Raw genomic sequence first — 26,094 nt, forward strand, 5'->3', positions numbered from 1 at the left:
GCGGGTGCCCACGCACCCGCCGTTCGTCGTCTCCGGGGCGTTTCCGCCACGATCCGCCGCGAGTACGCTCGAATCGTGAGCTCATCGACCGCCGTCATCGTCGTCGCCGCGGGCAGCGGCACCCGGCTCGGCCACGCCGAGCCCAAGGCTTTCGTGCCCCTCGGCTCGGGCACGGTGCTCTCGGTCGCCGTGGATTCCGTGCTCGGCATGCGCGAAACGCCGCACCTCGTGCTCGTCGTGCCGGCCGAACTCGTCGAGTCCACGCGGTCTCGGTTCGCCCCGGTCGCGGCGGCGGCCTCGGCCGCGCTCGACGTGGTCGCCGGCGGCGCGACACGACAGGAGTCGGTCGCGAACGGGCTCGCCGCGCTGCCCGGTCCGATCGAGACCGTGCTCGTGCACGATGCGGCGCGCGCCCTCGCGCCGGCGCTGCTCTTCGACGAGGTCGCGGGGGCGGTGCGTGCGCGTCGCCGCGGCATCGTGCCGGCGCTCAGCGTCGTCGACACGGTCAAGCGGGTCTCCGCCGACGGGCGCGTGCTCGAGACGGTCGACCGCTCGACGCTCCGGGCCGTGCAGACGCCGCAGGGCTTTCCCCGTGCCTCGCTCGATCACGCCTACGCCACGGCGCACGGCGACTTCACCGACGACGCGGCGCTCGCGGCATCCACCGGTCTGATCGTCGACGTGGTGCCCGGCGACGTGCGCGCCTTCAAGATCACCGTGCCCGCCGACCTGCACCGCGCCGAGCAGCTCGTCGCTGAGCGGGAGCCCGCTGCGGCCTCGGCGGCGGCCTCAGCGCCGCGCATCGGCACCGGCACCGACGTGCACGCCTTCGCCGCCGACGACACGACCCCGCTCTGGCTCGCGGGGCTCGAATGGCCGGGTGAACGCGGCCTGTCGGGCCACTCCGACGGCGACGCCGCAGCGCACGCGATCTGCGACGCACTGCTCGCTGCGGCGGGCCTCGGCGACGTCGGGCAGGTATTCGGCACGGCCGACGCCCGGTTCGCAGGTGCGCACGGCGAGATGTTCCTCGCCGAGACGCGCCGCCTCGTCGAGGCCGCCGGCTGGCGGGTCGGCAACGTGACCGTGCAGATCGTCGGCAACCGCCCGAAGCTCGCGCCGCGACGTGCCGAGGCCGAGGCCCTGCTGTCGCGCGTGCTCGGCGCCCACGTGAGCGTCGCCGCGACGACGAGCGATGCACTCGGGTTCACGGGTCGCGGCGAGGGCATCGCGGCGATCGCGACGGCACTGCTCATTCCCGCCTGATCGCCTGCGGAGCCGTGTCCCGGGTTCCGGGACACGGTTCCCCCATGCCGGGATCGTCAGTGAGCGACGGTGGAGACCTCACGAGAGACCCGGAGGTCCAGATGTCTCGAACGCTCACCCCTGTCGCCGCCGCCCGCCGTGCCGCCGCGCTTCCGAACCGCATCCGTGCCGCCAGGGTGGCTGCGTGGATCGCGGTCGCGCTCTTCGTCGCGAACTTCGTCGTCGCCATGGTCGCGTTGGGCGACACCGCCGATCATGCCGGGGCGCTTGGCGCGGCGTCCGAAGGGCTGGTCGGCGCCGCGTTCCTGGCAGGAGCCGCCTGTTTGGCGTTGATGGCCCCGCGTCGCCGTTCATCGCTCTGGTGGCTCCCTGCGATCGTCGGCCTCGCCGCATCGGGCATCACGATGCTGTGGGTCGCCGCGACCGGTTCCGAGCCGGCGTTCGTACTCTTCCTCGCGGAGGTCGCGCTCATCGCGTTGGGACTGATCGTCGTCGGCGTTCTCGGCGCCCGTGCCGGCTGCTCTGGCGCTGGTGGGTCGGCGTCGGCCTCGCGCTGCTCATCCCGGTGATGTTCCTCATTCCTCCGAACGCGCTGCCGATGGCGGCGATCTGGGCGGCCGTCGCGCTCGCGCGGCCGACTGCGTCGGTCGCCATGACGGTGTGAGCGTCGCGGCACCGGCGGACCGGCGCGTTGCTATGCTCCGGGCATGACGGCTCCTGGGCTCCAGGCCCCCGCGAAACGGCACGCCGGTGCGCTCCGGTTCGCGGTCGCGGCCTGGGGCCTCGTGGGCGTCGTCGCCTTCGCGGTCAGCCTGCCGAACGCGTACGCCGTTCGGGCCACGGTCTGCGCGACGCAGGATTGCCCACCGGGCAGCCTGCCCGCCGAAGCGGCCGCTCGCATGCTGCAGCTCGGGATCTCTCCGGAACTGGCCGCCACCGTCGGTCTCAGCGCTGTGACGATCATCGCAACGACGTGCTTCGTGGTCGGTGCGCTGCTGCTGCGCTGGGGCGGTCGTCGCCCGGATGTCGCTGCCGGCGCCTTCGGCCTGTTCACCATCGGGCTCGCATTCCCGCAGACGGTCGCGGCTGCTGCGAGCGACGGGGGAGCCTGGCTGGGCGTGTGGTTCGAGTCCGTCACCTTCGCCGGATTCGCCGTGTGGATGCTGACGTTCCCCGACGCGCGCCTTCGCGCGCGGTTCAGCGTCCTTCCGCTCGCGGCACTCCTCGCGTTCACGGTCGCGCTTCCGCTGACGCCGCCGCCGTACACGGTGATCGTGCTGGCCCTGGGAGGGTTGGCGCTCATCGCCGCCTCCGCCGACCTCATCGCCCGACTGGCGACGACTCCCGATGCCGCGGATCGTCGTGGCATCCGCCTGGTCCTGATCGCATTCTGCGCCGCACTGGTGGCGCTCGCGCTCGGCGGGCTGCTGCAGGCGATGGTGTTTCCGCGAGGGTCGATCGGCGACTTCGCAGTGCAGGCGGTCGTCGCTGCGGCCTTCCTGTCGATTCCGACGGCGATCGGGCTCGCGGTGCTCTCGCGCGGGCTCTGGGATCCGCACGGCTCGACGATCAGGGCCCTCGCCGCCGGCGGTGTCGCTGCGCTCCTCCTGGCGGGTGGGGCGGTCGCGGCGATGGCGGCGATGGCGGTGGGGGTCGAGCCGTCCGTCGCGCTCGTCGTCATCGCCGCGCTCGCCGCCATCATCGCCGTGCCGGCATTCGACGCCATGCGCGCGCTGCTCCGACGGCTGGCGGGCGCGGGAGCCCGTGACCCGGATACCGCGCTCGACCGGCTGACCGCGAGCCTCGCGCCCGTCACCGATCCCTCCCGCCTCGGCGCTACCGCCGTCGAGACCATCTGCGCCGCGTTCGGCCTGTCGTCGGTGGAACTGATCCCCGCCGACCCCGTGCTCCCGGCCGCGAGATGGGGCGATGCGACGGGCGGTGCGACCGGTGCGGTGACGTTCGATGTCGCGCTCGAGCACCGCGCGCGGAACGTGGGCATCCTCCGCATCCATCGGGCCCGACATGGCGACCTCGTCGAGGGCGAGCGGCGCGAGATCGTCCGCATCGCCGCGGTGGTGGCTGCGGCACTGCACTCGGCGGGAAGGGATCTCGAGCTCCGCGCCGCGCACGCCCGGCTGATCACGGCGCAGGAGGACGAGCGGCGTCGGATCCGGAACGAGTTGCACGACGAACTCGGGCCGCGCCTCGGCGGCGTCATCCTGCAGTTGGGTGCGACCGAGCATCGGCTCGACGGCCGGCCGGATGCCGCGCGCGAGCTGCTTGCGAGCTCGCGCGCGAGCCTCGAGACGGCGGTCGGCTCGCTGCGCGAGCTCGTGTACGGGTTGCGCCCGCCCGCCCTCGACTCGCGGGGGCTCGTCGCGGCGATCGCGGCGTTCGCCGAGACGGTGGCGCCGGGCGGATTCGAGGTGAGACTCGTCGACGCGGTGTCGGTACGACTGCCGAGCGCCGTCGAAGTGGTCGCCTACCGGGTCGCGGTGGAGTCGATCGCCAACGCCATCCGCCACTCGGGGGTGCTGGCATGCACCGTGGCGCTCAGCTCGGAGGAGGCACCCGACCGACTGTCGCTCACGATCGGCGACGCAGGGACAGGCGGGCCGATCGTGCCCGGCGTCGGCATCGGCTCGATGCGCGAGCGGGTCGCCGAGGTCGGAGGCGAGTTCCGGATCGGACGAACCGCCGCGGGCGGTGTCGAGGTGCACGTCGAGCTTCCGCTCCTCCCGGGCGACCACGACGCCGCGGAGTCGACGAGCGGAGCCCTGGCATGAGCGGCATCCGCGTGGCCGTCGTCGACGACCACGAACTGTTCAGGCAGGGTGTTCGTGCCCTGTTGGCCGCGGGCGGGGAGTTCGAGCTCGTGGCCGTGGGCGGGTCGCCGGGCGACGCGTTGCGGATCGGCGTCGTCGAGACCCCCGATGTGCTGCTCCTCGACATCCGCATGCCCGGCGGCAGCGGACTGGACGTCATCGCCCGGCTGCGGAAGGCGTCGCCCGCGACGGCGATCGTGATGCTCACCATGGTCGACGAGGACGAGGCTGTGGCAGAGGCGCTCGCACTCGGCGCGTACGGCTACGTGCTGAAGGGCGCGCAGCCCGATGAGCTCGAGCGGGTGATCCGTGCCGCCGCGCGCGGCGACCTGCTCCTCGGCGCCAGCGTGGCGCCGAAGGCGCGGGCGCTGCTGCGGCACTCCGACGGAGCCTGGTCGCCGCCGCTGCCAGGGCTCACCGAGCGCGAGCGCCAGGTCCTCGACCTCTCCGCGAGCGGCCTCTCGCCGGCCATGGTCGCCACGCGCCTGCACCTCAGCGTGAAGACCGTTCGGAACGTGCTCACCTCGGCGACCCGCCGTATGGGGGTTCAGACTCGCGCGGAGGCCGAGGAGCTTGCGCGACGGGCGGGCCTCGGTCGCGGGTGAGTGCGGTCCGCGGACCATTCGCCCCACCCGTCGCGCAGGGGCAGGACGCACCCGGCCGGTAGTCTTGGCTGGTGACCGTGCGACTCTACGACTCGAAGGCTCAGGCCCTGCGCGACTTCGCGCCCCTGCGCGACGGGCGCGTCGGCATCTACGTCTGCGGCCCGACCGTGCAGTCGAGCCCCCACATCGGGCACCTGCGCAGCGCCCTCGTCTACGACATCATGCGTCGCTGGTTCGCCTACCGCGGCAACGACGTGACCTTCGTGCGCAACGTCACCGACATCGACGACAAGATCCTGAACGCGGCGACCGACAACGGCACCGACGAAGAGTGGTGGGCCCTCGCCTACCGGGTCGAGCTCGAGTTCAGTGCGGCATATGCCTCGCTCGGCATCCTGGCGCCGAGCTACGAGCCGCGCGCGACCGCGAGCATCGCGCAGATGCAACAGCTCATCGAGCGGCTCGTCGAGCGTGGGCACGCCTACGCCGCGGCGGATGCCTCGGGCGACGTGTACTTCGACACCGCGAGCTGGCCCGCGTACGGCGAACTGACCCGTCAAGCCCGCGACAACATGGAGGCGGCGGCCGACGCCGACCCCCGGGGCAAGCGCGACCCCCGCGACTTCGCCCTGTGGAAGGGGCGCAAGCCCGCGGAGCCCGAGTCGGCGAGCTGGGCGTCGCCGTGGGGCGACGGGCGGCCGGGCTGGCACATCGAGTGCTCGGCCATGGCGACGCGCTATCTCGGCGCCGAGTTCGACATCCACGGGGGCGGCCTCGACCTGCGGTTCCCGCATCACGAGAACGAGCTCGCCCAGTCGACCGCAGCGGGCGACGGCTACGCCCGGTACTGGGTGCACAACGGCCTCGTGAACATCGGCGGGCAGAAGATGTCGAAGTCGCTCGGCAACTCCGTGTACGCCGCGGAGTTGTTCGAGCTCGCCTCGCCGCTCGCGGTGCGCTACCTGCTCGGTGCCGCGCACTACCGCTCGACGCTCGACTACGCGCCGAGCTCGCTCGCCGAGGCCGAGGCGGCGGTCGACCGCATCCGCGGGTTCCTCTCGCGGGTCGAACGGCGACTCGCCGGCACGCGCTACGCGGGTGTCGGGGCACCCGTCATCCCCGACGCATTCGCCGCTGCCATGGACGACGACCTCGGCGTGCCGCAGGCCCTCGCCGTGCTGCACGACACCGTGCGCGCCGGCAACCAGTCGCTCGACGCCGAAGAGCTGCACGACGCAGCCGTGGCGCACGGGCAGGTCGTCGCCATGGTCGAGGTGCTCGGCATCGACCCGCGCGATGCCCGGTGGACCGCCGGCGACGCGGGCCCCGCGGCATCCGCCCTCGAGGCGCTCGTCGCGCGCCTCATCGAAGACCGACAGGCTGCGCGCGAGTCGAGGGACTACGCTGCCGCAGACCGCATCCGCGCCGAACTCTCGGCAGCGGGCATCACCATCGAAGACAGTTCGACCGGAACGCATTGGAGCTTGGAACTATGAAGGGCAGCAGCGGCAAGTCGCGCGCCGGAGCCGTGCGGAAGGCGAAGAACAAGCAGGTCGGCTCGGGCGGCCAGGGCCGCCAGGCCCTCGAGGGCAAGGGTCCGACCCCGAAGGCTGAAGACCGGGCCTGGCACCCCGCCGGCAAGAAGAAGGCGGCGCAGGAACGCTACAGCGCGAGCGGCGGCAAGCGCGTCGCCGGGCAGGGCGGCTCTGGTTCGGGCTCACGCGCCGGTGCGCCGCGCGGTGCCTCGGGCGCTGCTCGGCGGGCGAAGTCGGGCGACGAGTCCGAGATCGTGACCGGTCGCAACTCGGTCGTCGAGGCGCTGCGCGCCCGCATCCCCGCGACGACGCTCTACGTCGCCTCGCGGATCGAGATGGACGACCGCGTGCGCGAGGCGATGAAGGTCGCCACCAATCGCGGCATCCCGATGCTCGAGGTCATGCGACCCGAACTCGACCGGCTCGCCGGCGAGGGCGGCGTGCACCAGGGCCTCGCGCTCAAGGTGCCGCCGTACGAGTACGCGCACCCCATCGAACTGCTCGACGAAGTGCTCGCCCGCGACGAGACGCCGCTCTTCGTGGCGCTCGACGGCATCACCGACCCGCGCAACCTCGGCGCGATCCTGCGCTCGACCGGCGCGTTCGGCGGCCAGGGCGTCATCGTGCCGCAGCGCCGCTCGGTCGGCGTGAACGCCGCAGCTTGGAAGACCTCCGCCGGCGCGGCGGCGCGCGTGCCCGTCGCGATGGCGCCGAACCTCACGCAGACGCTCAAGTCGCTGAAAGAGCGCGGGGTGTTCGTGCTCGGTCTCGACGGCGACGGGGATGTCTCGCTGCCCGGCCTCACCTGGGCCGATCGCCCGATCGTGATCGTCGTCGGCAGCGAGGGCAAGGGCCTCTCGCGACTCGTCGCCGAGACGTGCGACGCGATCGTCTCGATCCCCATCTCGGCGTCGACCGAGTCGCTCAACGCCGGCATCGCGGCCTCGGTCACGCTCTACGAGATCTCGAAGCTCCGCGCGGTTCCCGCAGCCGAGTGACGGGGTTCGGTGGTCGAGTAGCGAGCGCAGCGAGCGTATCGAGACCGGATGGCGGTGCGGGGTTCGGTGGTCGAGTAGCGAGCGCAGCGAGCGTATCGAGACCGGATGGCGGTGTACGAAGCTACTCCCGCGGCCGCTTTCGGCTCAACGCGTTGAGCTCGGAGACCCGACCTTCGATCAGCGCGATCCGCTTCGCTCTGCCCCAGTTCTGCACCTGTTTCTCTCGTGCGTATGCATCGTCGATGCGAGAGGACTCTTCGCAGTACACCAAGCGCACCGGCCGACGCGTGCGGGTGTATGCGGCGCCTTCCCCCGCGTTGTGCTGTGCGATGCGGCGTTCGAGGTCGATGGTGCTGCCGACGTAGAAGCTGCCGTCGGCGCACTCGACGATGTACATGTGGGCCATGCAGCGAGTTTGACGCAATCGTCGGCGAGGCGAGCACGATTATGCACAGGGGGTCTCGATACGCTCGCTGCGCTCGCTACTCGACCACCGGACCCGCGCCGGTCCCGCTGCTCTCTCTGCGCTCGCTACTCGACCACCGGACCCGCGCCGGTCTCGATACGCTCGCTGCGCTCGCTACTCGACCACCGGGGCGGGGGTGGGCCTCCGGGTCAGACGTTCGTGCGCCAGTCGCCGTCGTCGTCGGGGTCGAGTGCGGCGAAGGCCGCCGTGTCGGTCGACGGGATCGTCTCGATCGGCGATGTGAACGAGTCCGTCGGCGGGCCGATCACGGTCGCCTCGTCGCGCCGGTGACGCAGCACCGTGTTGACATACGAGGTCACGGCCTCGGCGAGCGGGATGTCGTGCCCGGCCTGCTGCGCGAGGTACCAGCGGTGGTCGAGCAACTGGTGGAACACCTCTGCGGGCTCGAGCTTGCCGCGGAGCTCGAGCGGGATCGCCCGCACCACGGGCTCGAACACGCGCATGAGCCACTCGTGCGCGACCATCTCTTCGTCGAGCTCGGCCTTGCCGTACGCCGCCCGATAGGAGTCGAGGTCGTTCAGCAGCCGCCGCGCCTGGTTCTCGCCGGCGTCGAGACCGGTCAGCCGCAGCAGGCGTCGCTGGTGGTGGCCGGCGTCGACGACCTTCGGCTGGATGCGCACGGTCGTGCCCGATTCATCCGTCTTGATCGCCAGCTCTTCGATGTCGAAGCCGAGTTCGTTGAGCCGGTTGACCCGCTCGTTGATGCGCCAGCGCTCGGCGCTCGAGAACGACTCCGAACCGGTGAGTTCGGTCCACAGGCTTCGATAGGCCTCGACGATGCCGTTCGAGATGTTGACGGGGTCGAGCTCGTCGGCGACCTTGCCGCCCGCCTCGAGGTCGAGCAGCTCGCCCGCGATGTTGACGCGGGCGATCTCGAGGTCGTTCTCGCGCTGCCCGTTCGACAGGCCGCCCTCGTAGAGCTTGCCGGTCTCGGCGTCGACGAGGTAGGCGGCGAACGCACCGGCGTCGCGGCGGAACAGCGTGTTCGACAGCGACACGTCGCCCCAGAAGAAGCCCACGATGTGCAGGCGCACGAGCAGCACCGCGAGGGCATCGACGAGCCTGGTGGCGGTGTCGGGCCGCAGGGTCTGCGAGAACAGCGCCCGGTAGGGCAGCGAGAAGCGCAGGTGCCGGGTGACGAGCACGGGCTTCAGCTCTTCGCCCTCGGCGTCGGTGCGGTTCGTGATGACGGCGACCGGGTCGACGCACGGCACGTCGAGCCGCTGCAGGGTGCGCAGCATCTCGTATTCGCCCTTGGCCATCTCGGCGGTCGTCTCCTTGATCGCCACGATGTGGGCGCCGAGGTGCGCGAACCGCACGAGGTGGCGCGAGATGCCCTTCGGCAGCGCCGCGATCGTGTCGTTCGGCCAGGCCTCGAGCGGAAGATCCCATGGCAGGTCGAGCAGCGCGGGGTCGGCCATCGCCGACGTGATCGAGAGCGAGCCGCTCATTCGACGATCCTTTCAGATTTCGTGCCACGTCTCGTTCGGCACCGTATTCACGCGAGCGGATGCCGCGTGGCGCTGGCCTGCTCGATCGACTCGCCCGGATACGGCGATGCCGGCCGGGCCGAAGCCCGACCGGCACGTCGATCGACAGACAGGGTCAGCTGACGACGGCCTTGTTGCCGAGGCGCTCGCCCGACTCGGCGTCGAAGAGGTGCACGTGGTGCGGGGTCGCCGTGAGGTAGACCTTGTCACCGGCGCTCGGGTGGTTGCGGCCGTCGACGCGGGCGACGATGTCGGTGCGCTTGCCCTCGACCGTGGAGTGGCCGTAGAGGTAGCCGTCGGCGCCGAGCTCCTCGACGAGGTCGACGTCGACCGCGAGGCCCTCGCCCTGGACGGGGGAGACGGTGATGTCTTCGGGGCGCACGCCGATCGTGGCGCTCGTGCCGCTCGACTCGGCGAGCGTCTCGCGGTCGACCGGAACCGTCGCCGTGCCGAACTTCACTCCGTCGTCGACGAGTTCCGCGTGGAACAGGTTCATCGCGGGCGAGCCGATGAAGCCGGCGACGAACACGTTGTTCGGCTTCTCGTAGAGGTCGCGCGGGGTGCCGACCTGCTGCAGCAGACCGTCTTTCAGCACGGCGATGCGGTCGCCCATGGTGAGTGCCTCGGTCTGGTCGTGCGTGACGTAGACCGTCGTGACGCCGAGCCGACGCTGCAGCGACGCGATCTGGGTGCGGGTCTGCACGCGCAGCTTCGCGTCGAGGTTCGACAGCGGCTCGTCCATGAGGAACACCTGGGGCTGGCGCACGATCGCGCGGCCCATGGCGACGCGCTGACGCTGACCACCCGAGAGGGCCTTGGGCTTGCGGGCGAGGTAGGGCTCGAGGTCGAGCAGCTTCGCCGCCTCGAGCACACGCGCGGCGCGCTCGTCTTTGCCGATGCCCGCGATCTTGAGAGCGAAGCCCATGTTCTCGGCGACGGTCATGTGCGGGTACAGCGCGTAGTTCTGGAAGACCATGGCGATGTCGCGGTCTTTCGGCGGCACATCGGTGACGTTGCGGTCGCCGATGAAGATGTTGCCCTCGTTGACCTCTTCGAGGCCCGCGAGCATGCGGAGCGACGTGGACTTGCCGCAACCGGAGGGGCCGACGAGGACGAGGAACTCGCCGTCTGCGACCTCGAGGTCGAGCTGGTCGACGGCGGGACGGGTGCCGCCGGGGTAGAGGCGGGTTGCCTTGTCGAACGTGACTGACGCCATTTTCGTGTTTCTCCTTCACCGGCAGGTACGTGCCGGACGATCCGTAGTGATGGACTGCGTCGACGCTGACGCCCACTCAGTATCGCACGCGCGCGGGGGTTGGCCCGACGCGTGCGTTCGGCGGCACCGCCGACCGGTCGAATCCGAACGCCGCATGGAATCCGTTTGGGTGTTTCACAGCCATCGTCCCTACTATCGTGGGTGCGTCCGCATGCATACATGCACGCCCACACAGCGACCGGAGTGACCATCGATGAGCAACGGCGGATCGAATCAGCCACGCCCCACCCGTAACGAGCAGCGCGACGCCGCGCGTGAGAAGGCTCGTGAGCTCCGAGAGGAGCAGAAGAAGCGCGAACGACGCAACAAGTGGCTCATCCAGGGCGGCGTCATCCTCGCCGTCGTGGCGATCGCGGCGCTCATCGGCGGTCTGATCTTCAACAGCATCAAGCCCGAGGGCCCCGGCCCCGCCAACATGGCGAGCGACGGCATCCTCCTCACGGGCGTCGACGGCGCGATCACCCCGACCGAGACGCCCGCGCTCGCGGCGGGCGAGACGCCCACGCCGACCGTGCCCGACGACAGCGGCACCGTGGCGAACATCGTCACCTACATCGACTACCTGTGCCCGTTCTGCGGCCAGTTCGAGACGGCGAACGCCGACTCCATCCGCACGATGGTCGAGTCCGGTGCTGCGACGCTCGAGGTGCATCCCATCGCCCTGCTGACCAACAAGTCGGCCGGCACCCAGTACTCGCTGCGTGCGGCCAACGCCGCAGCCTGCGTGGCGAACACCTCGCCCGAATCGTTCTTCGACTTCAACGCGCTGCTCTTCGAGAACCAGCCCGAAGAGACGTCGGTCGGCCTCGACAACGCCGAGATCACGTCGCTCGCGAAGAAGGCCGGCGTCAGCTCGCTGTCGACGATCGAGACGTGCATCGACGACACCCAGTTCAAGAAGTGGGTGCAAGACGCGACGACGCGGGCGCTGACCGAACCCGTGCCGAACTCCGACCTCCCGTCGATCACCGGCACCCCGACGGTGCTCGTGAACGGCAAGCAGTACGGGGGCTCGCTCACCGACCCGGCCGAGTTCCAGTCGTTCGTGCTGCAGGCCACCGGCGAGACATTCTCCGAGAACACCTCGACGCCGTCGCCGTCGCCCAGCCCGGAGCCGTAACCTCGACGACACTCACGAAAGCCCGGCCGCGTGCCGGGCTTTCGTGCATCTCGGCCGACGACCATCGGTAGGATGTCGTCGAGGCATCGCCTTGCCGGCTTGGCGCAATTGGTAGCGCACCGCTCTTGTAAAGCGGGGGTTGTGGGTTCGAGTCCCATAGCCGGCTCCCATGAATCATCACGAAGCCGGCACCGCCACCCACCATCACGCGCACCTCGAACAGTCGCGCCTGCCGATGTGGGTCGCGCTCGCGCTCGCCCTGCTGTTCGGTGCGGGCACGGCGCTGCAGTCACGCATCAACGGACAGCTCGCGGTGGCGCTCGACGACCCGTTCACGGCGGCGGCGATCTCGTTCGGCAGCGGTCTCGTGATCCTGCTCGTCGTGCTGCCGCTGTGGAAGCCCGGTCGCATCGGGCTGGCCAGGGTGGCCGAGGCGCTCCGCCGCCGCGAACTCGTCTGGTGGATGGTGCTCGGCGGCCTCGCCGGCGCCTGGTTCGTGACGACGCAGGGGCTCTCGGTGGGCGTCATCGGGGTGGCGCTGTTCACGATCGCGATCGTGGCGGGGCAGACGGTCGGCGGTGTCGTGTTCGACCTGATCGGCCTCGGTCCGGGCGGCCGTCGCCCGCCGAGTCTCACCCGGGTGATCGGGGCGCTGCTCGCGCTCGCGGCGATCGGCTGGGCCGTGTCGGCCCAGATCGCCGGCGATGCGCCGTTGCTGCTCATGGTGCTGCCGTTCATCGCGGGCCTCGGCTCCGCGTGGCAGCAGGCCGTGAACGGGCGCGTGAAGGGCGTTGCGAGCAGTGCGCTCACGGCGACCGTGATCAACTTCGTCGTCGGAACGACGGCGCTCGTCGTCGTGATGTTCGTGCACGCGGCATCCTCAGGCTGGCCCGAAGCCATGCCGACCGAGCTCTGGCTCTATACCGGTGGCGCGCTCGGCTGCATCTTCATCGCCGGGCAGGCGATGCTCGTGCGCCGGCTCGGCGTGCTCGTGCTCGCCCTCTGCGGGGTCGCGGGCCAACTCGTCGCCGCCCTCGCCCTCGACCTGCTGCTGCCGACGGCCGGCCGGCCGATCGGCATCGCGACGATCGGCGGCACCGCGCTCGCGCTCGTCGCCGTGGGCGTCGCCTCGATCCGCTGGGGGCGACGCAAGCACGCGCTGCCGCCCGCGGCCGAGCCGCCCACCGAGCGGCCCGAGGCCGATCGGCCCGTCGGGGTCACTCCAGCGAGCTGAACCTCGAGGCCGCGTCGACGTCGAGTCGGCGATCGGTGCGTGCGCCGTCGGGCACGCCGCCCACGTAGAGCCAGCCGAGCAGTCGCTCACCGTCGGCGAGGCGGTGCAGTTCGGCGACGAGCGGATGCCGCGTGTGCGGCCCCGTGCGCCACATGACGCCCCACCCGGCGTCATCGAGGAGCAGGCTCAACTGGTGGGCGACGCCCGCGGCGACGAGCTCCTGCTCCCAAGCGGGAACCTTGAAGTGCGCCGTCGTCGACGAGACGATCGCGAGCAGCAGCGGCGCCCGCAGCGGCTTGGCCGCGAGCCGAGCGGCCGGCTCGCCGTCGAGCCCGGCGACTGCGGCGAGCACGTCGCCCAGCCGGTGCCGCGCGTCCCCGCGCAGGGCGATGAACCGCCAGGGCCGCAACGAGGCGTGGTCGGCGACCCGGCCCGCCGCCTCGAGCAGTGCGACGATCTCGGCGTCGTCGGGCGCGGTATCCGTGAGCTTCGGCGACGAACGACGCGCGAGCATCGCCTCCCGAACCGAGCGAGCCACTCAGCGCTCGGCAGAGAAGTCGAGCGCGATCGAGTTCATGCAGTAGCGATCGCCGGTCGGCGTGCCGAATCCGTCGGGGAAGACGTGCCCCAGGTGCGAGCCGCAGTTCGCGCAGCGCACCTCGGTGCGCACCATGCCGAGCGAGGAGTCCTCGATGAGCTGCACGGCCTCGGGCCGCACCGACTCGTAGAAGCTCGGCCAGCCGCAGCCCGAGTCGAACTTCGTGCCGCTCTTGAAGAGTTCGGCCCCGCATGCGGCGCACGAGTAGACGCCGGCGCGCTCCTCGTCGAGCAGCTCGCCCGTCCACGGGCGTTCGGTCGCGGCCTGGCGGAGCACGGCGTACTGCTCGTCGCCGAGTTCGGCGCGCCACTCGTCGTCGGTCTTGTGCACGTTGTACGCCATGAAGTCCTCCCGGTGCTCACGTCGGTGTTCCCCAATGCTCGCAGGTCTGGCTGAGGGTTCCGACACCGGGTGCAACGCGGAACCGCGCCGGGGTGTTCCGCCGGGCCCGCCGCCGTGGCACACGCCGTCGTCACTCGGCTCGTGCACGGCCGACAGTGTCTAGGATTTGTGCAGGCGCGCATCCTGCTCGCCGTGACGGGAGGTCGGATGAGCGCCGAACGCCTCCCGGATCGACCCGCCGGGTCGACGCTCGACGAGCGCGACGTGCGGGTGCTCGCCTTCGAATCGCGGGCGTGGCAGCATCCCGGCGCCAAGGCCGAGGCGATCCGCGACGAGTTCGGCATCTCGGCCGCCCGCTACTATCGGATACTCGGCGAGCTCATCGATTCACCGTCGGCTCTGCGGCACGACCCGATGCTGGTCAAGCGACTCCAGCGGATGCGTGCGGCCCGCGCGGCGGCGCGATCGCGGCGCTCGCTCTCGATCGGCCGACCGCTCGACTGAGCGCGGCCCCGACACGTGACTGGACCCATGGCTCAGAAGTTCCCCCGCGATCGTTTCGACTCGATCCCGCACGGCATCGACCGGGTCGGTGCGCATCGAACGCCGCCCCGCCGCGGCGCCGGCTGGATCACGTTCGGTTGGGCCGCTCTCGCCACCGTGGTGCTCGTCGCCGTCGGCATCGGCGGCGTCATGCTCCTCAGCGATCGACTGAACTTCGGCGACGCGCCGGTCTCGACGCCGAGCGCGGCGCCGGTCGTGACGGCCGAGCCGGTGATCGCCCCCGACATCCCGGTGCTCGTGCTGAACGGCACCGCCACCGAGGGGCTCGCAGCCCAGGCCGCCGAGGCCCTCTCCGCGAACGGCGTGCCCGTGGGATCGACCGCGAACGCGAGCGAGGACACTCTCACCGAGACGGTCGTCTACTACGCGACCCCCGACCTCGAAGGTGCTGCCCGAGGCGTCGCCCAGTTCCTGCCGGAGGCCGACGTGCGGGTGTCGGATCAGTTCGCGGCGACCGGCAACCAGCTCGTCGTCGTGCTGGGCTCCGACTACGCCGACGCGACGGCCGGCTGACGCGGCCGGCTGACGCGGCCGGTTGACGCCGTCGCACCCGAATCGTTGCCATTCCGATATCGGCTGCGCTCGGCAGACCCTTGTGCAGCGACGCCCCGACGTGAGTATCTGGATGCGGCCGCTCAGGCCCGATCGCACGGTTCCGTCCCTGGCACCGTTCGAGCGGGCGGGCGGCCCGGCACAGGCCACGGGCGCGTGCTGATCACACACGGCAACATGGGAGCAACGCATGGCGAACGGAACCGTCAAGTGGTTCAACGCTGAAAAGGGCTACGGGTTCATCACCGTCGATGAGGGGGGCCAAGACGTCTTCGTCCACTACTCCGCCATCGACATGTCGGGCTACAAGGTGCTCGAAGAGGGGCAGGCGGTCGTCTTCGAGGTCGGTACGGGTTCGAAGGGGCCGCAGGCCGAGGGCGTACGCCCGGCCTGACCGACTCGCGGGACGCGTCGCCGGTCGGGCGGCGCGTTCTCGCAACCGCGGGGCCGGCGCGTGGGTACGCTGACCGCATGCGAACGCAGGCCGCACCGGCCCCGCGGCGGGGGGCGCGATTCGGAGTGCTCGTCGTCGCAGCCGCCCTGACACTGGCCGGCTGCCAGCCGGCACCCGAGCCCGGCCCCGCCCCGAGCGAGGCGAGGCCGAGCGCGGACGCCGCGGCATCCGCCGTCATGTTCGCGCCCTTGCGCGGCACCGTCGCCGACGCCGCCGCACTCGCCCACCCCTCGCTCGCCGTGAAGATCGACAACCACGAAGAGGCGCGGCCGCAGATCGCGCTGAACCGCACCGACCTCGTGTTCGAGGAGCTCGTCGAGGGCGGCCTCACGCGGTACGTCGCCGTGTGGCACTCGGATGTGCCCGACGAGGTCGGGCCCGTGCGGTCGATCCGCCCGATGGATCCCGACATCGCCTCGCCGCTCGGCGGCATCATCGCGTACTCGGGCGGCCAGGAGCAGTTCGTCGAGATGATGATGGCGACCCCGCTCGTCAACATCGTCTTCGACTACGACGACACCGGGCTCTTCTACCGCGCCGACGAGCGGCCGGGCCCGCACGACGTGATCCTGAAGGCGGCCGAAGCCGTCTCGCGCAACGCCGCGCTCGCCCCGCCGCCCCCGCAGTTCGCCTACGGCACCGCCGACCCGCTCGCCGCGCCGGCGCTCGCCGCTGCGCCGACGACGCGCATCGAGCTCGTCTTCGCCGACGGGCGGTCGCCTGCCTGGGACTGGGACCCCGCGACCTCCCTCTGGCTGCGATCGCAAGAGGGGGCGCCCGATCTCGAGTCGTCGGCCGAGCGCGTGCACGCGACGAACGTGGTGACCCTGCGGGTCGCCGTCGACGACAGCAGCTACGTCGACATCCCGAAGACGATGCTGATCGGTTCGGGTGAGGCGTGGGTGTCGGTCGCGGGCCGCACGGCCCACGGCACCTGGTCGAAGGATGCCGCGGGGTCGCCGATCACCCTCACCGCCGACGACGGCTCGCCGCTGCGTCTGGCGCCCGGCAACACGTGGGTCGAGCTCGTGCCCGATGCGGGCACCGCGACCTTCACGCCCTGAGCGGACAGCATCGACCTCGCTTGCACTCGTGGCGGTCGAGTGCCAGAATCGATTTAGCACTCACTCGATTTGAGTGCTAACCCAACGAATCTTTGAAGACGTCCGGGAAAGGACGAGAGAAACACATGGCAAAGATCATTGCTTTCAACGAGGAGGCCCGTCGTGGCCTCGAGCGTGGCCTCAACACGCTCGCCGACGCGGTGAAGGTGACCCTCGGCCCGCGCGGCCGCAACGTCGTGCTCGAGAAGAAGTGGGGCGCACCCACGATCACGAACGACGGTGTGTCGATCGCCAAGGAGATCGAGCTCGACGACCCGTACGAGAAGATCGGCGCCGAGCTCGTCAAAGAGGTCGCCAAGAAGACCGATGACGTCGCCGGCGACGGCACCACGACCTCGGTCGTGCTCGCCCAGGCGCTCGTGCGCGAGGGCCTGCGCAACGTCGCAGCCGGCGCCGACCCGATCTCGCTGAAGCGCGGCATCGAGAAGGCCGTCGCGGCAGTCACCGCCGAGCTCGTCTCCAACGCCAAGGAGGTCGAGACCAAGGAGGAGATCGCCGCCACCGCGTCCATCTCCGCCGGCGACCTCGAGATCGGTGCGCTCATCGCCGAGGCGATCGACAAGGTCGGCAAAGAGGGCGTCGTCACCGTCGAGGAGTCGAACACCTTCGGCACCGAGCTCGAGCTGACCGAGGGCATGCGCTTCGACAAGGGCTACCTGTCGGCGTACTTCGTCACCGACCCCGAGCGCCAGGAAGCGGTCTTCGAAGACCCGTACATCCTGATCGTCAACGGCAAGGTCTCGAACATCAAGGACCTGCTGCCGATCGTCGACAAGGTCATCCAGACCGGCAAGCAGCTGCTCATCATCGCGGAAGACGTCGACGGCGAAGCACTCGCGACGCTGATCGTCAACAAGATCCGCGGCATCTTCAAGTCGGTCGCCGTCAAGGCCCCCGGCTTCGGCGACCGTCGCAAGGCGCAGCTGCAGGACATCGCGACCCTCACGGGCGGCCAGGTCATCTCGGAAGAGGTCGGTCTCAAGCTCGAGAACGTCACGCTCGACCTGCTCGGCTCCGCTCGCAAGGTCATCATCACCAAGGACGAGACGACCATCGTCGAGGGTGGCGGCGACGAGGAGGCCATCGCCGGCCGCGTCGCGCAGATCCGCAAGGAGATCGAGAACACCGACTCCGACTACGACCGCGAGAAGCTGCAGGAGCGCCTCGCCAAGCTCGCGGGCGGCGTCGCCGTCATCAAGGCGGGTGCGGCGACCGAGGTCGAGCTCAAGGAGCGCAAGCACCGCATCGAAGACGCCGTTCGCAACGCGAAGGCCGCCGTCGAAGAGGGCATCGTCGCCGGTGGTGGCGTCGCCCTGATCCAGGCCGGCAAGACTGCCTTCGAGAAGCTCGACCTCACGGGCGACGAGGCGACCGGTGCGAACATCGTTCGCGTCGCGATCGACGCTCCGCTCAAGCAGATCGCCCTCAACGCCGGCCTCGAGCCGGGCGTCGTGGTCGACCGCGTGCGCAACCTCCCGGTCGGCCAGGGCCTCAACGCCGCGACCGGCGAGTACGTCGACATGCTCGCTGCCGGCATCAACGACCCGGTGAAGGTCACCCGCTCGGCGCTGCTCAACGCTGCGTCGATCGCGGGCCTCTTCCTCACCACCGAGGCCGTCGTCGCCGACAAGCCCGAGCGGAACCCGGCTCCGGCCGGCGACCCGACGGGCGGCATGGACTTCTAGTCCGCGCCTCGCGCAAGCACGCGATGGGCGTCTCCCTCCCGGGAGGCGCCCATCGTCGTTTCCGCACGATACAATCGATCTCTCACAACATCGAATCGATTCGAGCCGCCGTGCGGATCCGGCCGAGTCCCGCACAGGAACACGCATGTCCTCCACCAGCTCCATCCCGATCATCCGGCCCGACGACACACGGTCGACGCCGGTCGTCTTCGCGCACCCCGGCGACCGTCTGACCAGCCGGCAGCGACTCGTCTACGTGCTCGTGCTCGGCGCGCTCACGGCGCTCGGCCCGTTCACGGTCGACCTCTACCTGCCGGCGTTCCCGGTGCTGCAGCAGGAACTCGGCGTCTCCGCCTCGGCCGTGCAGCTGACGCTCACGGGCACAATGGTGGGGTTCGGCCTCGGTCAGCTCATCGTCGGCCCGTGGAGCGACAAGGTGGGCCGGCGCCTGCCGCTCATCCTCGCGACGGCGCTGCACATCGCGGCGTCGCTCGCCGCGGCGTTCGCACCCGACATCGTGTGGCTCTCGGTGTTCCGCCTGCTGCAGGGCTTCGGCGCGGCGGCCGGCGGTGTGGTCGCCATGGCCATGGTGCGCGACCTCTTCGGCGGCAAGCCCCTCGTGCGCATGCTGTCGCGGCTCGCGCTCGTCAACGGGCTCGCGCCGGTGCTCGCCCCGGTCATCGGCTCGCAGCTGCTGCAGGTCATGGACTGGCGCGGCATCTTCGTCGTGCTCGCGATCTACGGCGCGGTCGTGGTCGTCGCCGTCGCGTTCTGCATCGTCGAGACCCTTCCGGCGGCGCGTCGCCAGGTCTCCGGCCACTCGACGTTGCGCGACCGCTACGCCGCGCTCTTCCGCGACCGGGTCTACCTGGGCGCGGCGATCATCGGCGGCATGACGTTCACGGGGCTCTTCGGCTACCTGTCGACCTCGTCGTTCCTCTTCCAAGACCTCTACGGCTTCAACGCGCAGGAGTACGGGCTGCTCTTCGCCGTGAACTCGGTCGGCGTCATCATCGGCGTGCAGACGAGCTCTCGGCTCATGCGCGGGTCGCTGGCGCCGCAGTGGATCCTCGCGGGCACCACCGTCGTGCACCTCGCGATGGCCGCGACGATCATGGTGCTCGACGCCGCTGGGGGCGGGTTCTGGGGCACCGCGATCCCGCTCTGGTTCTACATCCTCGCGTGCGGGTTCTCGTTCCCCGCCGTGCAGGTGCTCGCCCTCGCCCACCACGGCGCAGAGGCCGGCACCGCGGCGTCACTGCTCGGCGCGCTGAACTTCGGGCTCGCCGGGGTCATCTCGCCGCTCATCGGACTCATGGGCGTCGGCAGCGCCGTGCCGATGGCGTTCGTGATGCTGCTCGCGGGCGTCGTGGCCGTTGCGGCGCTGTGGTCGCTCGTGCGCCCGAAGACCGTGCCGCCGCTCAGCGACTGAGGCCACGCGGCATCCGAAACCGAATCGGTCGCCGACCTCGAACGGATGCCGCCGGCCCGACGGTAGCGTGAAGGCATGAGCCTCGAACCCGCGCAGACATCGGGTGCACGGTCGAGGGTCGTGCGCCGCGTACCGGGCGTCGTGGGCGCGGCGGCCCTGCTGCTCGCCTGCCTCCTCGGCATGCTCGTGTCGGCCGTGCCCGACGCGCAGCGATTCGCCGTCGACGAGGCCTGGGCCGAGTTCATGGTGGGGCTGCGCACGCCGGAGGGCGAATCGTTCGCCCTCGCCCTGAACGCGCTCGGCGGGGGTGTCATCGGTGTGTTCGTCGTGCCGATCGGGGCCGCGGTGCTGCTGCTCGTCGCACGCCGGCCGTGGGGCGCCCTGTACTTCGTCGTGGCGTCGGCCGCGAGCGCCGGCGTCGTGCAGGTGCTCAAGCACCTGTTCGGGCGGGCGCGGCCCGACGACATGATCGTCGCCTCCGACTTCGGGTCGTACCCCTCGGGCCACGTCGCGAACGCCGCGACGATCGCCGTGGTCGTCGGCGTCCTCGTGCCACGCGTGTGGGTGTGGGTGCTCGGCGCGGTCTACACGGTGCTCATGGCGCTCAGCCGCACGTACCTCGGCGCGCACTGGCTGACCGACACGCTCGGGGGAGCCCTCGTCGGCATCGGCGTCGCGCTGCTGTTCGGGGCGGTGCTGGCGCTTCCGCTCGAACGGGAGCTCGGCGCGTCAGGAGGCCGGCTCGGGCAGGTCGACGCCGAGCTGCAGTGAACAGCAACCGGGCTCGGTGAACGGCAGGAGTCGCCGGGCCTCGATCGGCCCGTCGGCATGGGCGAGCACCGTGCGGATGACGCCCAGGTGCACCGAGCACACGACCTCGCGGTACTCGTCGACCATCGACTGGTAGGGGCACCCCGCCAGCCTGACCTCGAACTCACCGGCCTCGATCTCGGCGGTGTCGTATTCGGGTTCGAACCCGGCGCGATCGAGGTGGTCGTCGAGCGCGTCGATCTGCCGCACGGCGTCGCGATCGAGCAGAGCATCGTTGCGGTCGAGGCCGTCGTCGCGGTCGACGCCGTTCGGCACTCCTCGCCGCAACAGCTCGCCGCGCTCGACGGCGGTTCGCAGGCGCCGATGCGCAGGAGCGTTCAACTCGTCGAGGCTGCCGGTGGCCACGCTGTACATCGCCCGCGGCCGCCCCCGGGTGGTGCGGTGCTCGGGGTGCACGGTGACGAGGCCGTCGTCGACGAGGCGCTGCAGGTGCTCGCGTGTCGTGTTGTGGTGCAGGCCGACCGCCTCGGCCAGTTCGGTCACGGTCTGCTCGGGCCGTTGCTGCAGCAGATGCAGCAACGCGACCCGACTGTACGAGCCGAGCACGTGACGAGAAGCGGTTTCAGCCGTCATGTCGAACCCCTTGTCCACCACCGTGGAGTGAACGAGGTGGCTTCACGTCAAGTCTCGTCCGGTGCATCGTGGAAGGCAAGTCGGACTCGCCGCCGCGCGTCGGAACCTCCTGGTCTAGCCTTGGCGTGTGACGGTTGGCGCGAAGGGGATGAGAGCGGCGGTGATCACCGTCAGCGATCGTTCGGCACGCGGTGAGCGAGCGGATGCCTCGGGTCCGGCCGCCGCCGCCGCCCTCGCCGAGGCGGGGTTCGAGGTCGTGCACGGCGCCGTCGTGCCCGACGGCGCCGAGTCGGTCGAGGCCGCGCTCGCGGCGGCGCTCGCCGTCGGTGTGCGCCTCGTCGTCACGACGGGCGGCACGGGCGTCGGCCCACGCGATCTCACCCCCGAGGGCACGCGCCCACTCCTCGTCACCGAGCTGCCGGGGGTCTCTGAAGAGATCCGTCGGCGCGGGTCATCCGTCGTGCCGACCGCGGTGCTCTCGCGCGGACTCGTGGGAATCGCCGCACCGGCGGGACTGCCGCGTGCGATCATCGTCAATCTGCCGGGTTCGACCGGCGGCGTCGCCGACGGGCTGGACGTCGTCGTTCCGCTCGTACCGCACCTCGTGGCGCAGCTCGACGGCGGCGATCACTGACGCGAGCGACCCGGCTACTCGGGCGACGCGGGCGACCAGTCTGCCGCGAGGGCGCTCGCCCGCGCCGAGAGCTCCGCGATCGACCCGGTTCCGGCGCCGGCGGCGAGGCCCACCAGGAAGGTGCTGAGCGGGGCGGCCGGCCGGGCGACGCCGTGGGCGACGTCGCGGGCGAGGTCGAGCACGGCGCCGACCGGAACCGAGGCCGGGTCGAGGCCGAGCTCGCCGGCCAGGGCCGCGAGCCACGCGTCGAGCGACTCGGGGGATTGCGGTGCGGATGACATGCGGACTCCTTCGGCGGTGGGCGGGTGCTGCGGGTTCGAGAGGTGGGACGGGTGGGCTCGCCGGGCGCGTTCGACGTCGTCCCAGGTGTCGACGTCGTCGGCGAGACCGTCGGCGGCGGCGACGGATGCCAGCACCAGGCCGTGCACGAGCGTGCGCATCGACGCACCGCGCGGGTCGCCGAGATCGTCGAGCGCTGCGGCGAGCGACGCGCGGCGGTAGACCGCGGCGAGCCATTGCAGGCGCCCGTCGTCGAGGCAGATGCCGTCGACCGCGTCGTCGGCGCGTCGCGCGGCGTCGATCAGCGCGACGGCCGCATCGGGCGCGCGGGGCAGGTCGCACGCGATCACGAGCACCCAGTCGGCTGCCGGTTCCGAGCGGTCGGATGCCTCGCGCGCCAAGCCCGCCCGGTCGAGTGCCGCGAAGCCGGCCGCGAGCCCGGCGACCGGGCCGCCGAACGGCGGTGCTTCGCGGGTCGTGAGCACCGAGCCGGCGGTGGGGCCCTCAACGGTGGGGCCTTCGGGGACGAGACCCTCGGGGCCGACGACGACGGTGCGGCGCGCACCAGCTGTCGCTGCCGCGACGACCGCGATGTCGACGAGGCGCCTGCCGCCGATCTCGAGCTCTGCCTTCGGGGAGCCGCCGAGCCGCGACGACCGGCCGCCGGCGAGCACGACGGCGTCGAGCACGGCTGTGCCGAACGTGCCGATGCCGAGCGTGTCGATACCGGGCGTACCGGCGTCGTCGGGACCGTCGTGCGGGAGATCGTGCGGCGACCGGCTCACGGGCGATGCCAGTCGCCCGACTTGCCGCCCGTCTTGGCCTCGAGCCTGATGCCCTCGATCGACACCGACTTGTCGATGCCCTTGACCATGTCGACGATCGCGAGCGCGGCGACCGAGACCGCGGTGAACGCCTCCATCTCGACGCCCGTACGGTCGGCCGTGCGCACGGTCGCCGAGATGGCGACCCCGCCGTCGTCGACGGCGAGGTCGACCACGACACCGTGCACGCCGATGACGTGGGCGAGCGGCAGCAGTTCGGCGCAGCGCTTCGCGGCCTGGATGCCCGCGATGCGCGCGACCGCGAGCACGTCGCCCTTCGGTGCGCTGCCGTCGCGCAAGTGCGCGACGACAGCGGGGCCGCACGCGACGCGGCCGGTCGCGGTGGCGCTGCGCACCGTGGGCGTCTTCTGCGTCACGTCGACCATGCGGGCCTCGCCACGTGCGTCGAGATGGGTGAATGGCTGCTCGTTCATCACGTCACCAGCATGACAGTCACGGGGTCGCCCGCACGAACCTCGTCGACCTCGGCGGGCACGATCGCGAATCCGTCGGCCGCCGCGAGGCCGCCGACGAGGTGCGAGCCCGATCCGCCCCGGGTCGCCGGTCGCACCCTCGGGATGGCGTCGGTCGGGCGGGCGTCGGTCGGGCGGGCGTCGGTCGGGCGGTCATCGTCTGCGCGGGGATCGTGCTCGACGAGCGCCACGGGCATGAACTGCACGCGCGCACTCGGCACGCGCCAGCCCTCGGCGGCGATCGCTGTGATGCGGCGCCGCTGCACGTCCCGCGCGCCCTGCATCCGCATCAGTGCGGGCCGCACGAACACCTCGAACGAGACCGCCGTCGCGACGGGGTTGCCCGGCAGCCCGAACACGGGAACCGGCGGGCGGGCGTCGCCACGAAGCATCCCGAACGCCTGTGGTTTGCCGGGTTGCATCGCGATGCGGTGGAATCCGACGCTGCCGAGCGGTGTCAGCGTGGCCTTCACGACGTCGTGCGCACCCACGCTCACGCCGCCCGAGAGCACGACGAGGTCGACGCCGGCCTCGAGGCAGCGCGCGAGTTCGGCGACGAGCGCAGCCTCGTCGTCTCGCACGGTCGCGACGTGCACGACCTCGGCGAACGCCTCGCGCGCGAGTCCGGCGACGAGCAGCGAGTTCGACTCGGGGATCTGCCCGCGGGCGAGCCGATGCCCCGGGGCGACGAGTTCGCTGCCGGTGGAGATCACGGCGACACGGGGTGCCGGGTGCACCGCGACGCGATCGAGCCCGGCCGCTGCGAGGGCCGACACGCGGGCGGCGGTGAGTCGCACCCCCGCCGAGAGCACGGCATCGCCCGCCCGCAGGTCTTCGCCCGCCCGGCGCACGTGCGCTCCCTGTCGAGGGGCGGTCGTCACGGCGACGACGGGGTGGCCTCGATCGGTGTGCTCGACGGGCACGACCGTGTCGGCCGCGCTCGGCATCGGCGCGCCCGTCATGATGTGCACCGCTTCGCCGGGGCCGATCGCCGGGTCGTCGGCGCTGCCGGCCGCGACCTCGGCGACGATGCGCAGCGCCACGGGATGCTCGGGGCTCGCCGCGGCGACATCGGCATGGCGCACGGCGCAGCCGTCCATGGCCGAGTTGTCGAAGACCGGGATGTCGAGGCGGCTGCGCACGTCGACCGCGAGCACGCGCAGGCCGGCCTCGGCGAGCGGCACCTCGACGATGGCGAGCGGGTGCACCGCACCGAGCACGCGGGCCAGGTGCACGTCGACGGTGTCGAGGGCGGGGTCGAGATCCCCGCTCATCGCGACTCGGTCATCGATGCGCCGGACTCGATGCGCCAGACGTCAGTCATCGATGCGCCAGACATCGACGGAGTCTCCGGCGCGCAGCGCGTCGACGCCGACGGGCAGGTGCACGAGCACGGTCGCGTTCGCGTAGGCGTGCAGCAGATGCGAACCGGGCGCGCCGACCTCGACGTCGCCCGCGCCGTCGAGCACGCCGCGCCGCACCTGATGCTTGCCGATCGGCGAGACCACGTCGTGCGCGAGGCGAAGCGTGGCGCGCGGCCGGTCGGGCGGGAGGCCGGCGAACGACCGCAGCACCGGCCGCAGGAACAGCTCGAACGAGACGAGCGCGCTCACCGGGTTGCCGGGGAAGCTCACGACGGGCACGCTGCCGGTGCCCGGGGCGAGGATGACGCGGCCGAGCCCCTGCGGCCCGCCCGGCTGGATGGAGACGCCCACGAACTCGACCCCGCGCGACGCGAGCGCGTCGCGTACGACCTCGAACGCCCCGGCGCTCACGCCGCCGGTCGTGACCACGAGGTCGACCTCGCCGGCCGCGCCCTCGAGTACTGCGACGACGGCCTCGGCGTCGTCAGGGGTGCGCGCGTCGCGCACGAGTGCGCCGGCACCCTCGAGCGCGGCCCGGAGCATCGGGGTGTTGGCGTCGTGGATCTGCCCGGGCGCGAGCGGCTCGCCCGCGGGTCGCAACTCGTGGCCGGTCGAGAGCAGGAGCACCCTGATGCGGCGGCGCACCGCGAGCTCGGTGATGCCGGCGGCTGCGAGCGTGCCGAGCTGCGCCGGTCCGAGCCGGGTGCCCGCGGGCAGCAGTACCGCGCCGCGCTCGACGTCGGTGCCGACGGCGCGCACGAAGTCGCCGGCGCCCACCGGGTGCGCGAAGCGCACGGTGGTGCCGGGGGGCACGTCGTGCGCCCCGCCCCCGAGGCCCGGGAACCGCGGCGGATCGCTCGCCTCGACGGGCACGATCGCGTTGGCGCCGACGGGCACGGCGGCCCCCGTCATGACCGGCGACGCGGTGCCGGGCGAGTGCGTGCCGACGGGGTCGCCCGCGGCGGTCGTGCGCCCAACCGGCAGTTCGACGGGTCGCTCGGGGCGGGCAGCCGCGAGGTCGGCCGCGGCGACCGCATAGCCGTCCATCTGCGAGTTCGCGAAGGCGGGCTGGTCGCCGGGGGCGAGCACGTCTCGCGCGAGCACTCGACCGTGGGCGCGCAGCCGTTCGTGCGGGCCCGACACGGCGTCGAGCGCGAGCAGCTCGGCGCCCTCGGCAGCCTCGAGCGACGCACGCAGCGGGGCGAGCAGCTCGCGCACCGCGTGCTGGTGTTCGACGAATGTGCGCACTTCGGCCCCGCGATCAGCCGCCGGCGAACGGCGGCAGGATATCGACCCGGGCGGCGAGCGGATGACCCGTCTCTCGCCGCACGGTGCCGTCGACGAGGAACGAGCCCGACCGCAGCACGCGCTCCATGTCGGCGCCGTACCGCGCGACGAGCTCGTCGCGCAGCGAGCCGAGCGTGGCCGCGCCCGTGAACTCGATGCGTTCTTCGTCGACGCCCGCCGCCTCGGCGGCTGCCGCGAAGTACCGAACCGTCACGAGGGTCATGGAACGATGCTACCCG

The 26,094-nt window shown here is 71.6% G+C and carries 27 protein-coding genes and 1 tRNA gene; 17 read left to right on the plus strand and 11 right to left on the minus strand.

Features of this window, described 5'->3' with window-relative positions; translation table 11 throughout:
• The first annotated feature begins 75 nt into the window (after nt 1-75).
• The 6 genes from ispD (at nt 76) to rlmB (ending at nt 7,232) form a co-directional block, all read left to right on the plus strand.
• Entirely contained in the window at nt 76-1,266 is a 1,191-nt protein-coding gene (gene ispD, locus ACWGST_RS12895; RefSeq protein ID WP_452047068.1) for a 2-C-methyl-D-erythritol 4-phosphate cytidylyltransferase, read from the plus strand.
• Nucleotides 1,267-1,367: 101 nt separating this feature from the next.
• Entirely contained in the window at nt 1,368-1,835 is a 468-nt protein-coding gene (locus ACWGST_RS12900; RefSeq protein ID WP_452047069.1) for a hypothetical protein, read from the plus strand.
• A gap of 138 nt (nt 1,836-1,973) precedes the next feature.
• On the plus strand, nt 1,974-4,055 hold the full coding sequence (locus ACWGST_RS12905; protein WP_452047070.1) for a sensor histidine kinase: 2,082 nt from the start codon (nt 1,974-1,976) through the stop codon (nt 4,053-4,055).
• Entirely contained in the window at nt 4,052-4,699 is a 648-nt protein-coding gene (locus ACWGST_RS12910) for a response regulator (protein WP_452047071.1), read from the plus strand. The genes ACWGST_RS12905 and ACWGST_RS12910 overlap by 4 nt, the downstream gene beginning before the upstream one ends.
• 71 nt (nt 4,700-4,770) lie before the next feature.
• Complete coding sequence (gene cysS / locus ACWGST_RS12915) at nt 4,771-6,195, plus strand: cysteine--tRNA ligase (protein ID WP_452047072.1); 1,425 nt, start codon at nt 4,771-4,773, stop codon at nt 6,193-6,195.
• A complete protein-coding gene (gene rlmB / locus ACWGST_RS12920) occupies nt 6,192-7,232 on the plus strand; it encodes a 23S rRNA (guanosine(2251)-2'-O)-methyltransferase RlmB (RefSeq protein ID WP_452047073.1) in 1,041 nt (346 codons plus the stop codon). The genes cysS and rlmB overlap by 4 nt, the downstream gene beginning before the upstream one ends.
• Before the next feature lie 121 nt (nt 7,233-7,353).
• On the opposite strand, the gene ACWGST_RS12925 is transcribed toward rlmB, so the two are convergent.
• The 3 genes from ACWGST_RS12925 to ACWGST_RS12935 all read right to left on the minus strand — a co-directional run bounded on the left by ACWGST_RS12925 (nt 7,354) and on the right by ACWGST_RS12935 (nt 10,425).
• On the minus strand, nt 7,354-7,629 hold the full coding sequence (locus ACWGST_RS12925; protein WP_452047074.1) for a GIY-YIG nuclease family protein: 276 nt from the start codon (nt 7,627-7,629) through the stop codon (nt 7,354-7,356).
• A gap of 218 nt (nt 7,630-7,847) precedes the next feature.
• The gene (locus ACWGST_RS12930; protein WP_452047075.1) at nt 7,848-9,170 is read right to left on the minus strand and encodes a DUF4032 domain-containing protein; all 1,323 of its coding nucleotides are present in this window, start codon (nt 9,168-9,170) and stop codon (nt 7,848-7,850) included.
• 154 nt (nt 9,171-9,324) lie between these two features.
• The gene (locus ACWGST_RS12935) at nt 9,325-10,425 is read right to left on the minus strand and encodes an ABC transporter ATP-binding protein (protein WP_452047076.1); all 1,101 of its coding nucleotides are present in this window, start codon (nt 10,423-10,425) and stop codon (nt 9,325-9,327) included.
• A gap of 253 nt (nt 10,426-10,678) precedes the next feature.
• On the opposite strand from ACWGST_RS12935, the gene ACWGST_RS12940 reads away from it, so the two are divergent.
• The 3 genes from ACWGST_RS12940 (at nt 10,679) to ACWGST_RS12950 (ending at nt 12,839) form a co-directional block, all read left to right on the plus strand.
• The gene (locus ACWGST_RS12940; protein WP_452047077.1) at nt 10,679-11,605 is read left to right on the plus strand and encodes a DsbA family protein; all 927 of its coding nucleotides are present in this window, start codon (nt 10,679-10,681) and stop codon (nt 11,603-11,605) included.
• A 93-nt stretch (nt 11,606-11,698) separates the two neighbouring features.
• Nucleotides 11,699-11,771 (plus strand) — tRNA-Thr (locus tag ACWGST_RS12945).
• A 3-nt stretch (nt 11,772-11,774) separates the two neighbouring features.
• Nucleotides 11,775-12,839, plus strand: a complete 1,065-nt coding sequence (locus tag ACWGST_RS12950; RefSeq protein WP_452047078.1) for a DMT family transporter — start codon at nt 11,775-11,777, stop codon at nt 12,837-12,839.
• Here the strand turns inward: ACWGST_RS12950 and ACWGST_RS12955 are convergent.
• Nucleotides 12,823-13,353 (minus strand): nitroreductase family protein, encoded by a 531-nt coding sequence (locus ACWGST_RS12955; RefSeq protein ID WP_452047101.1) that lies wholly within the window; start codon nt 13,351-13,353, stop codon nt 12,823-12,825. The genes ACWGST_RS12950 and ACWGST_RS12955 overlap by 17 nt on opposite strands.
• A gap of 24 nt (nt 13,354-13,377) precedes the next feature.
• On the minus strand, nt 13,378-13,779 hold the full coding sequence (gene msrB / locus ACWGST_RS12960; RefSeq protein ID WP_452047079.1) for a peptide-methionine (R)-S-oxide reductase MsrB: 402 nt from the start codon (nt 13,777-13,779) through the stop codon (nt 13,378-13,380).
• A 207-nt stretch (nt 13,780-13,986) separates the two neighbouring features.
• On the opposite strand from msrB, the gene ACWGST_RS12965 reads away from it, so the two are divergent.
• The 7 genes from ACWGST_RS12965 (at nt 13,987) to ACWGST_RS12995 (ending at nt 20,361) form a co-directional block, all read left to right on the plus strand.
• Entirely contained in the window at nt 13,987-14,283 is a 297-nt protein-coding gene (locus tag ACWGST_RS12965; RefSeq protein ID WP_452047080.1) for a DUF3263 domain-containing protein, read from the plus strand.
• Nucleotides 14,284-14,310: 27 nt separating this feature from the next.
• Nucleotides 14,311-14,856 (plus strand): LytR C-terminal domain-containing protein, encoded by a 546-nt coding sequence (locus tag ACWGST_RS12970; protein WP_452047081.1) that lies wholly within the window; start codon nt 14,311-14,313, stop codon nt 14,854-14,856.
• Nucleotides 14,857-15,085: 229 nt separating this feature from the next.
• Nucleotides 15,086-15,289, plus strand: a complete 204-nt coding sequence (locus ACWGST_RS12975) for a cold-shock protein (protein WP_452047082.1) — start codon at nt 15,086-15,088, stop codon at nt 15,287-15,289.
• A 77-nt stretch (nt 15,290-15,366) separates the two neighbouring features.
• Nucleotides 15,367-16,413 carry a DUF3048 domain-containing protein gene (locus ACWGST_RS12980; RefSeq protein ID WP_452047083.1) on the plus strand — a complete coding sequence of 349 codons (1,047 nt, stop codon included), beginning with the start codon at nt 15,367-15,369 and terminating at the stop codon, nt 16,411-16,413.
• A gap of 125 nt (nt 16,414-16,538) precedes the next feature.
• Nucleotides 16,539-18,158 carry a chaperonin GroEL gene (gene groL, locus ACWGST_RS12985; RefSeq protein WP_452047084.1) on the plus strand — a complete coding sequence of 540 codons (1,620 nt, stop codon included), beginning with the start codon at nt 16,539-16,541 and terminating at the stop codon, nt 18,156-18,158.
• Between the two features lie 145 nt (nt 18,159-18,303).
• Entirely contained in the window at nt 18,304-19,590 is a 1,287-nt protein-coding gene (locus ACWGST_RS12990; protein ID WP_452047085.1) for a multidrug effflux MFS transporter, read from the plus strand.
• Nucleotides 19,591-19,665: 75 nt separating this feature from the next.
• On the plus strand, nt 19,666-20,361 hold the full coding sequence (locus tag ACWGST_RS12995; protein ID WP_452047086.1) for a phosphatase PAP2 family protein: 696 nt from the start codon (nt 19,666-19,668) through the stop codon (nt 20,359-20,361).
• Here the strand turns inward: ACWGST_RS12995 and ACWGST_RS13000 are convergent.
• Nucleotides 20,320-20,994, minus strand: coding sequence for a helix-turn-helix transcriptional regulator (locus ACWGST_RS13000; RefSeq protein ID WP_452047087.1), 675 nt, complete (start codon nt 20,992-20,994; stop codon nt 20,320-20,322). The genes ACWGST_RS12995 and ACWGST_RS13000 overlap by 42 nt on opposite strands.
• A 148-nt stretch (nt 20,995-21,142) precedes the next feature.
• On the opposite strand from ACWGST_RS13000, the gene ACWGST_RS13005 reads away from it, so the two are divergent.
• Nucleotides 21,143-21,628 carry a molybdopterin-binding protein gene (locus ACWGST_RS13005; RefSeq protein ID WP_452047088.1) on the plus strand — a complete coding sequence of 162 codons (486 nt, stop codon included), beginning with the start codon at nt 21,143-21,145 and terminating at the stop codon, nt 21,626-21,628.
• A gap of 14 nt (nt 21,629-21,642) precedes the next feature.
• Here ACWGST_RS13005 and ACWGST_RS13010 read toward each other — a convergent pair whose 3' ends face one another.
• From ACWGST_RS13010 to ACWGST_RS13030, 5 genes are read right to left on the minus strand one after another with little or no spacing between them, the layout of a single operon-like run.
• Nucleotides 21,643-22,692, minus strand: a complete 1,050-nt coding sequence (locus tag ACWGST_RS13010; protein ID WP_452047089.1) for a DUF6457 domain-containing protein — start codon at nt 22,690-22,692, stop codon at nt 21,643-21,645.
• Nucleotides 22,689-23,165, minus strand: coding sequence for a cyclic pyranopterin monophosphate synthase MoaC (moaC, locus tag ACWGST_RS13015; RefSeq protein WP_452047090.1), 477 nt, complete (start codon nt 23,163-23,165; stop codon nt 22,689-22,691). Before moaC ends, ACWGST_RS13010 begins: the two co-directional genes overlap by 4 nt.
• Nucleotides 23,165-24,478: a molybdopterin molybdotransferase MoeA gene (locus ACWGST_RS13020; RefSeq protein WP_452047091.1), complete on the minus strand. Its 1,314-nt coding sequence runs from the start codon at nt 24,476-24,478 to the stop codon at nt 23,165-23,167. The genes moaC and ACWGST_RS13020 overlap by 1 nt, the downstream gene beginning before the upstream one ends.
• A 42-nt stretch (nt 24,479-24,520) precedes the next feature.
• The gene (locus tag ACWGST_RS13025) at nt 24,521-25,816 is read right to left on the minus strand and encodes a molybdopterin molybdotransferase MoeA (protein WP_452047092.1); all 1,296 of its coding nucleotides are present in this window, start codon (nt 25,814-25,816) and stop codon (nt 24,521-24,523) included.
• 13 nt (nt 25,817-25,829) lie between these two features.
• Complete coding sequence (locus tag ACWGST_RS13030; protein WP_452047093.1) at nt 25,830-26,078, minus strand: MoaD/ThiS family protein; 249 nt, start codon at nt 26,076-26,078, stop codon at nt 25,830-25,832.
• Nucleotides 26,079-26,094: the final 16 nt, after the last annotated feature.

Source organism: Agromyces sp. NPDC055520 (assembly GCF_053619715.1).